Annotated in this window: 6 protein-coding genes; 2 read left to right on the top strand and 4 right to left on the bottom strand. The window is 70.2% G+C overall.

What is annotated here, in order from left to right:
• Nucleotides 1–499: 499 nt before the first annotated feature.
• Nucleotides 500–1,495, top strand: coding sequence for a tryptophan--tRNA ligase (gene trpS, locus SSP08S_RS54280; RefSeq protein WP_019076006.1), 996 nt, complete (start codon nt 500–502; stop codon nt 1,493–1,495).
• 39 nt (nt 1,496–1,534) lie between these two features.
• On the opposite strand, the gene proC is transcribed toward trpS, so the two are convergent.
• The 3 genes from proC to SSP08S_RS54265 all read right to left on the bottom strand — a co-directional run bounded on the left by proC (nt 1,535) and on the right by SSP08S_RS54265 (nt 4,011).
• The gene (gene proC, locus SSP08S_RS54275; RefSeq protein ID WP_019076005.1) at nt 1,535–2,344 is read right to left on the bottom strand and encodes a pyrroline-5-carboxylate reductase; all 810 of its coding nucleotides are present in this window, start codon (nt 2,342–2,344) and stop codon (nt 1,535–1,537) included.
• 75 nt (nt 2,345–2,419) lie between these two features.
• Nucleotides 2,420–3,205, bottom strand: coding sequence for an ABC transporter permease (locus tag SSP08S_RS54270; protein WP_019076004.1), 786 nt, complete (start codon nt 3,203–3,205; stop codon nt 2,420–2,422).
• Entirely contained in the window at nt 3,202–4,011 is an 810-nt protein-coding gene (locus SSP08S_RS54265) for an ABC transporter ATP-binding protein (protein ID WP_019076003.1), read from the bottom strand. The genes SSP08S_RS54270 and SSP08S_RS54265 overlap by 4 nt, the downstream gene beginning before the upstream one ends.
• A 274-nt stretch (nt 4,012–4,285) precedes the next feature.
• Between SSP08S_RS54265 and SSP08S_RS54260 the strand changes: the two genes are divergently transcribed.
• Nucleotides 4,286–5,746, top strand: a complete 1,461-nt coding sequence (locus SSP08S_RS54260) for a SulP family inorganic anion transporter (RefSeq protein WP_019076002.1) — start codon at nt 4,286–4,288, stop codon at nt 5,744–5,746.
• Here SSP08S_RS54260 and SSP08S_RS54255 read toward each other — a convergent pair.
• Complete coding sequence (locus tag SSP08S_RS54255) at nt 5,741–6,523, bottom strand: class I SAM-dependent methyltransferase (RefSeq protein ID WP_019076001.1); 783 nt, start codon at nt 6,521–6,523, stop codon at nt 5,741–5,743. The genes SSP08S_RS54260 and SSP08S_RS54255 overlap by 6 nt on opposite strands.
• Nucleotides 6,524–6,571: the final 48 nt, after the last annotated feature.

Here is a 6,571-nt window from a genome sequence, read left to right as displayed (position 1 = left end):
CCGGCGGTTCCGACTCTACCAGATCCTTTCGGGCCTGATTCCCAGTCAGAGTGGGCTGCCATCCCGGCTGTTGGGCCGTTCCGACGAGTGAGACTTTAGCGGATTCCTGAGTCCCGAGCGAATCGGGGGGTACGTCCTTTCGAACGCGGATTCCTCATTTCGCAAATACGCATGGCAATACACGCGACGACGGATCGTCGATTGTTTGTAGGTACTTGCGGAATGGCTGTCCGGGGACCGACCGGAGTCGGCGCTCACGTCGGACAACTCGGAGAACACTACGTAGGCGGTCGGGGCGTGTCAACTCCGCTCCGGAGAGCCTCGTAGCGGCGTACGCTGGGTGACGTGACTACACATACGTGCACCCAGCAGTGGTGGGCCGCCTGACGGCGGCCGTACACACGTATGTACTCAACGGCCGCCGCCTCGGCGGCCGTTCTTGTTTCTCCCTCCAGGGGTCGGCCGGCCGGCGCGGCGGTCTCGACCAGGAGGTGGAGAGATGACACGGGTCTTCAGTGGGGTCAAGCCGACCGGGCACCTGACGCTGGGGAACTACCTGGGCGCCATCCGGCGCTGGGTCGACGTGGATCAGCGGCAGAGCGACGCCCTGTTCTGCGTGGTCGATCTGCACGCGCTGACCGTGGACCACGATCCGGCGCGCGTGCGCAGGCTCACTCGGCAGGCGGCGACGCTACTGCTGGCGGCGGGGCTGGATCCCGAGCTGTGCACCGTGTTCGTACAGAGTCATGTGGACGAGCACACGCGGCTGTCGTACGTCATGGAGTGTGTGGCCACCGACGGGGAGATGCGGCGGATGATCCAGTACAAGGAGAAGGCCGCGCGGGAGCGGGAGCGGGGCGGGAGTGTGCGGCTGTCGTTGCTGACGTATCCCGTGCTGATGGCGGCGGACATCCTGGCGTACGGGACGGACGAGGTGCCGGTCGGGGACGACCAGACGCAGCATGTGGAGCTGGCGCGGGATCTGGCGGTCAGGTTCAACCAGCGGTACGGCCATACGTTCGTTGTGCCCCGGGCGACTCGGCCGGCGGTGGCGGCTCGGGTGATGAACCTTCAGGAGCCGGCTTCGAAGATGGGGAAGTCGGACGACTCCGGGCCGGGGATCGTCTATCTGCTGGACGAGCCGGACGCCGTACGGAAGAAGGTCATGCGGGCCGTGACCGACAGTGGGGCGGAGGTCGTCTACGACCGGGAGGAGCGGCCGGGGGTCGCCAATCTGCTGGAGATCCTGGCCGCTTGCGAAGGTGGGAACCCCGAGGACTTGAGCGGTGTATATGAGTCGTACGGAGCGTTGAAGAAGGACACCGCGGAGGCAGTGGTCGAGTTGCTCAGGCCTGTGCAGGAGCGGCACAAGGCGTTGTGCGCGGATCCCGCTTATGTGGAGGGGGTGTTGCGGGATGGGGCGAAGAAGGCGAGAGAGATGGCGAAGCCGATGGTCGATACCGCGTATCGGGCCATCGGACTTCTGCCCGCGTAGCCGTACGGCCTTCCGGTCGTTCCAGCTGTTCCAGCTGTTCTAGCTGTTTCCGGAGGCCAGTTCGCGGCTGCGGTCGCGGGCTGCCTCCAGGGCGGCGATGAGTGCGGCGCGTACGCCGTGGTTCTCCAGTTCGCGGATGGCGTTGATCGTCGTGCCGGCGGGCGAGGTGACGTTCTCGCGGAGCTTGACCGGGTGTTCGCCGCTGTCGCGGAGCATGACGGCGGCGCCGATCGCGGACTGGACGATGAGGTCGTGGGCCTTGTCGCGCGGCAGGCCGAGCAGGATGCCCGCGTCCGTCATGGCTTCGACCAGGTAGAAGAAGTACGCCGGGCCGGAGCCGGAGAGGGCGGTGCAGGCGTCCTGCTGGGACTCGGGGACGCGGAGTGTCTTGCCGACGGCGCCGAAGATCTCGTCGGCGTGCGCGAGGTGGGCCTCGGTGGCGTGGCTGCCGGCGGAGATGACGGACATGGCCTCGTCGACGAGGGCGGGGGTGTTCGTCATGACACGGACGACCGGGGTGCCCGCGGCCAGGCGCTCCTCGAAGAAGGAGGTGGGGATGCCCGCCGCGCCGCTGATGACCAGGCGGTCGGCGGGGAGGTGCGGGGCGAGTTCGTCGAGGAGGGTGCCCATGTCCTGCGGCTTGACCGTGAGGATCAGGGTGTCGGCGCTCTTCGCGGCCTCGGGGTTGGTGACCGGGGTGACTCCGTGGCGGGCGCGGAGTTCCTCGGCGCGCTCGGGGCGGCGGGCGGTGACCAGGAGGTCGCCCGGGGCCCAGCCCGCTCGGATCATTCCGCTGAGCAGGGCTTCGCCGATCTTGCCGGTGCCGAGGACTGCGACTTTCTGGGTCATGGGGTCATCCTCGCACCGGCGGTGCGGCCTTGAGACGGCTGTCCGGCTGGCGGAACACCTTCATGTGGTGCGCCTCTATGCCGTACGCCTCCTCAGTGTGGCCGCGCCCAGGCACAGCACCAGCAGGGCGCAGCCGGCCACGATCAGGGCGTCGCGGACGAAGGTGGCGGTCATGTCCGTGTGCTTGAGGACTTCGTTCATGCCATCGACGGCGTACGACATGGGCAGGACGTCGGAGACGGCCTCCAGGACGGGGTGCATGTCGGAGCGCGGGGTGAAGAGGCCGCAGAGGAGGAGCTGGGGGAAGATCACCGCCGGCATGAACTGGACGGCCTGGTACTCCGAGGCCGCGAAGGCCGAGACGAAGAGGCCGAGCGCGGTGCCGAGGAGGGCGTCGAGGAGGGCGACCAGGAGGAGGAGCCAGGGGCTGCCGGTGACGTCGAGGCCCAGGAACCAGACGGCGAGACCGGTGGCCAGGGCGGACTGGATGACCGCGAGGAAGCCGAAGGCGAGGGCGTAGCCGGCGATCAGGTCGCCCTTGCCCAGGGGCATGGAGAGGAGGCGTTCGAGGGTGCCGGAGGTGCGTTCGCGCAGGGTGGCGATGGACGTGACCAGAAACATCGTGATGAGCGGGAAGATCCCGAGCAGGGAGGCACCGATGCTGTCGAAGGTGCGCGGGCTGCCGTCGAAGACGTAGCGCAGCAGGACGAGCATCACGCACGGGATGAGGATCAGCAGCGCGATCGTGCGGGGGTCGTGGCGGAGCTGGCGCAGGACGCGGGCCGCGGTGGCGGTGGTGCGGGAGACGCTGAGGGCGCTGGGTGCCGTAGGGGCCGTGGTCGTGATCGTTGTCGTGTTCATCGGGTCGTCTCCTTCTGGCGGGCGGTGGCCACGGCCTCGTCGACCAGGTGCAGGAAGGCGGCTTCGACGGTGTCGGAGCCGGTACGGGTGCGGAGGGCGTCGGGGGTGTCGTCCGCGAGGACCTCGCCCTCGCGCATCAGGAGGAGGCGGTGGCAGCGCTCGGCCTCGTCCATGACGTGGGAGGAGATGAGGAGGGTGGCGCCGCGGGAGGCGGCGATATCGTGGAAGAGGGTCCACAGGTCGCGGCGGAGGACGGGGTCGAGGCCGACGGTGGGTTCGTCGAGGACGAGGAGTTCGGGGGTGCCGAGGAGCGCGACCGCCAGGGAGACGCGGCTGCGCTGGCCGCCGGAGAGGTTGCCGGCGAGGGCGTCGGCGTGGGTGGCGAGGTCGACGTCGGTGAGGACGCGGTCGACGTCGTGGCGGCGGGTTGCAGCGGTCCGGCCGGGGTCGAGGATCGCGGCGAAGTAGTCGAGGTTCTGACGGACCGTCAAGTCGTCGTAGACGGAGGGGGCTTGGGTGACGTAGCCGATGCGGGTGCGGAGGGAGGGGTGGCCTGCGGGGCGGCCGAGGACGTTCAGGGTGCCGGTGACCTTGGCCTGGGTGCCGACGATCGAGCGCATGAGGGTCGACTTGCCGCAGCCGGAGGGGCCGAGCAGGCCGGTGATCTGGCCGCGCGGGACGGTGAAGTCGATGCCGCGCAGGACGGTGCGGGGGCCTCGGACGACAGTGAGGGCTTCGGCCTGGACTGCGGGGGTGGGGTTGGGTGCGGGGGCCGCGCCGGGTGGATCGACAACGTAATTCATCATGCGATGAATAATGCTCTCGCGGGGCGGGGTCGTCAAGCCGTTTCGGCGGTACCGCCGTCGCATAGGCGTGCGGGATGGCGCAGGCGCGTGGCGGCGTGATCGGAGCGGAGGGCTCCGGTCTGGGCGCCTCCGCGTTCACGGGGTGGTCACATGAATCCAGTGCGCGATCAACTCCCTTTCCCGACAATGGATTTCAGTTCGCCGTGCCCTCCCCCGGTACGGCGCCCACGCATCTCCCGTCCGGCTTTGTCCTGTCTTCGGAGGTGCCGTTGTCATGCGTGTCATGGGTGTCATGCGCTGTGGTGTGAGCAGGGCCGATCTGTTCGCTTCGCTGGTCGTCTTTCTCGTCGCGCTCCCGCTGTGTGTGGGTGTGGCGATCGCCTCCGGGGTGCCGGCCGAACTGGGGCTGGTCACCGGGATCGTCGGCGGGCTGGTGGTCGGGGCGCTGCCCGGCAGCAGCCTTCAGGTGAGCGGTCCGGCCGCCGGGCTGACCGTGCTCGTGTACGAGGCCGTGCGGGCGTACGGCGTCGAGGCGCTCGGGGTGCTGGTGTTCGCGGCCGGGGTGGTGCAGTTGGGGCTCGGGGTGCTGCGGCTGGGACGGTGGTTCCGGGCCGTGTCGGCGGCCGTGGTGCAGGGGATGCTCGCCGGGATCGGGCTCGTGCTGGTCGCCGGGCAGGTGTACGCGCTCGGCGACGCGGCCGCGCCGGCGGACGGGCTCGGGAAGCTCGCGGGGCTGGTGTCGCTGCCGGGGCTGGTGGATCCGGTGGCGTTGTCAGTGGGCGGTGCCACCATTGCCGTACTGGTGCTCTGGCCCCGCTGGCGGCGCGGGGCCCGGCTGGTGCCGGCGCCGTTGGTGGCCGTAGGGCTGGCTGCGGCGGTGACCGGGGTGTTCGACCTGGCGGTGCGGCGGGTGGAGGTGCGGGGGCTGGTCGGTGCCGTGCGGGTGCCGGAGTGGGGGGATTTCGGGCGGCTTACGGAAGTGGGGGTGATCGGGACGGTCGTCGCGTTCGCGTTGATCGCGTCGGCGGAGTCGTTGTTCAGCGCGGCGGCGGTGGACCGGCTGCACCGGGGTCCGCGGACGGACTACGACCGGGAGTTGATCGCGCAGGGCGCGGGGAACGCTGTGTGCGGGGTGCTCGGGGCGTTGCCGATGACCGCGGTGATCGTGCGGAGCGCGGCGAACGTGCAGGCGGGGGCCAGGACCAAGGCCTCGCGGGTGCTGCACGGCGGGTGGCTGCTGCTGTTCACGGCGCTGCTGCCCGGGGTGCTGGGGCTGGTTCCGGTGGCGGCGCTGGCGGGGCTGCTCGTGCACGCCGGCTGCAAGCTCGTGCCGGTGCGGCAGGTGCGGGGGCTGTGGGGCGGGCACCGGGGTGAGGTGGTCGTGCTCGGGGTGACCGCGGTCGCGATCGTGGTGGGGAATCTGTTCGAGGGGGTGCTGGTCGGGCTGACGCTGGCGGTGGCGAAGACCGCGTGGGACATCAGCCATGTCCACGTGGAGACGGAGGACCTCGGCGACGCGGGGATCGTCGTACGGGTGCTGGGGCATGCGACGTTCCTGCGGTTGCCGAAGCTGCTCGACGCGTTGGAGGCGTTGCCGCACGACCGCGAAGTACGCCTGGAGCTGGGCGGGTTGCGGCACCTGGACCACGCGTGCGCGGCGGCCCTGGAGGGGTGGGCCACCGCGCGGGGAGGGGCAGCCCACAGCCCTGCCGCCGAGGTGGTCACGCGGTCATGACGCGAGGGCTACGACGAGTTCCACGACGTAGGTCTCCTCGACGGTCCCGTCCGGGAACTCGGTGAGCAGGTGGTTTCGCTCCTCGGTGAGGAAGGCGTTGGTGCCTTCCTCACCCTGGACCAGGAAGACCGAGTGGCTGCTGATGTTGGCCAGGTGGGTGTCGACCGGGACGCGGCGGCTCCAGCGGACCCTTCGGTGGGCGAAGTCGAGCCTGCCGGTGGGGTCGGCGAGCGCGGTGTGGAGGCCGCTGCCGTTCTGCTTCACGACGCGGTCGATGCCGAAGTGGATCCTGATGCGTTCCGACTGCTCGGCGATCCACGGGACGTCGACGGCGCTGGTGTTCCACCACAGGGCGAGCGCGCCGCCCGGGCGCAGTACGCGCAGGGCCTCCGGCACCGACTTGGTGGTGTCGGTCCAGTGCCAGGCCTGGGCGTAGGTGAGGAAGTCGGCGCAGTTGTCCGTCAGGGGGAGGGCGTCGCCGGTGCCCCGGACGAGCGGGACGTCGGGGAGGGCGCGGCGGAACTGGGCCGCCATGCCGTCGCCGGGTTCGATCGCGATCACGTCGGCACCACGGGCGTGCAGGAGGGCGGTCGCGATGCCCGTGCCGGCTCCGACGTCCGCGACGCGGGCGCCGGCGAGGGGGTGGCCGGCCAACTCCTCGATGGCGTCGAAGAGGGCGGGCGGGTAGGAGGGGCGGTTCTCGGCGTACTGGGCCGCGGCGGCGTTGAAGGAGTGGGCTCGAGCGGTGTGCGAGGGCGGCTTCGACGAAGTGGTCATACGGCCATGGTTACCGGGGTGGGTGCAGGGTGCAGGTGGATTTTGGTG

This window comes from Streptomyces hokutonensis (genome assembly GCF_000376565.1).
GTDB classification, from domain to species: domain Bacteria; phylum Actinomycetota; class Actinomycetes; order Streptomycetales; family Streptomycetaceae; genus Streptomyces; species Streptomyces hokutonensis.
Note: the sequence above shows the minus strand (reverse complement) of the source record. Positions and strands in the feature narration are given on the sequence as shown.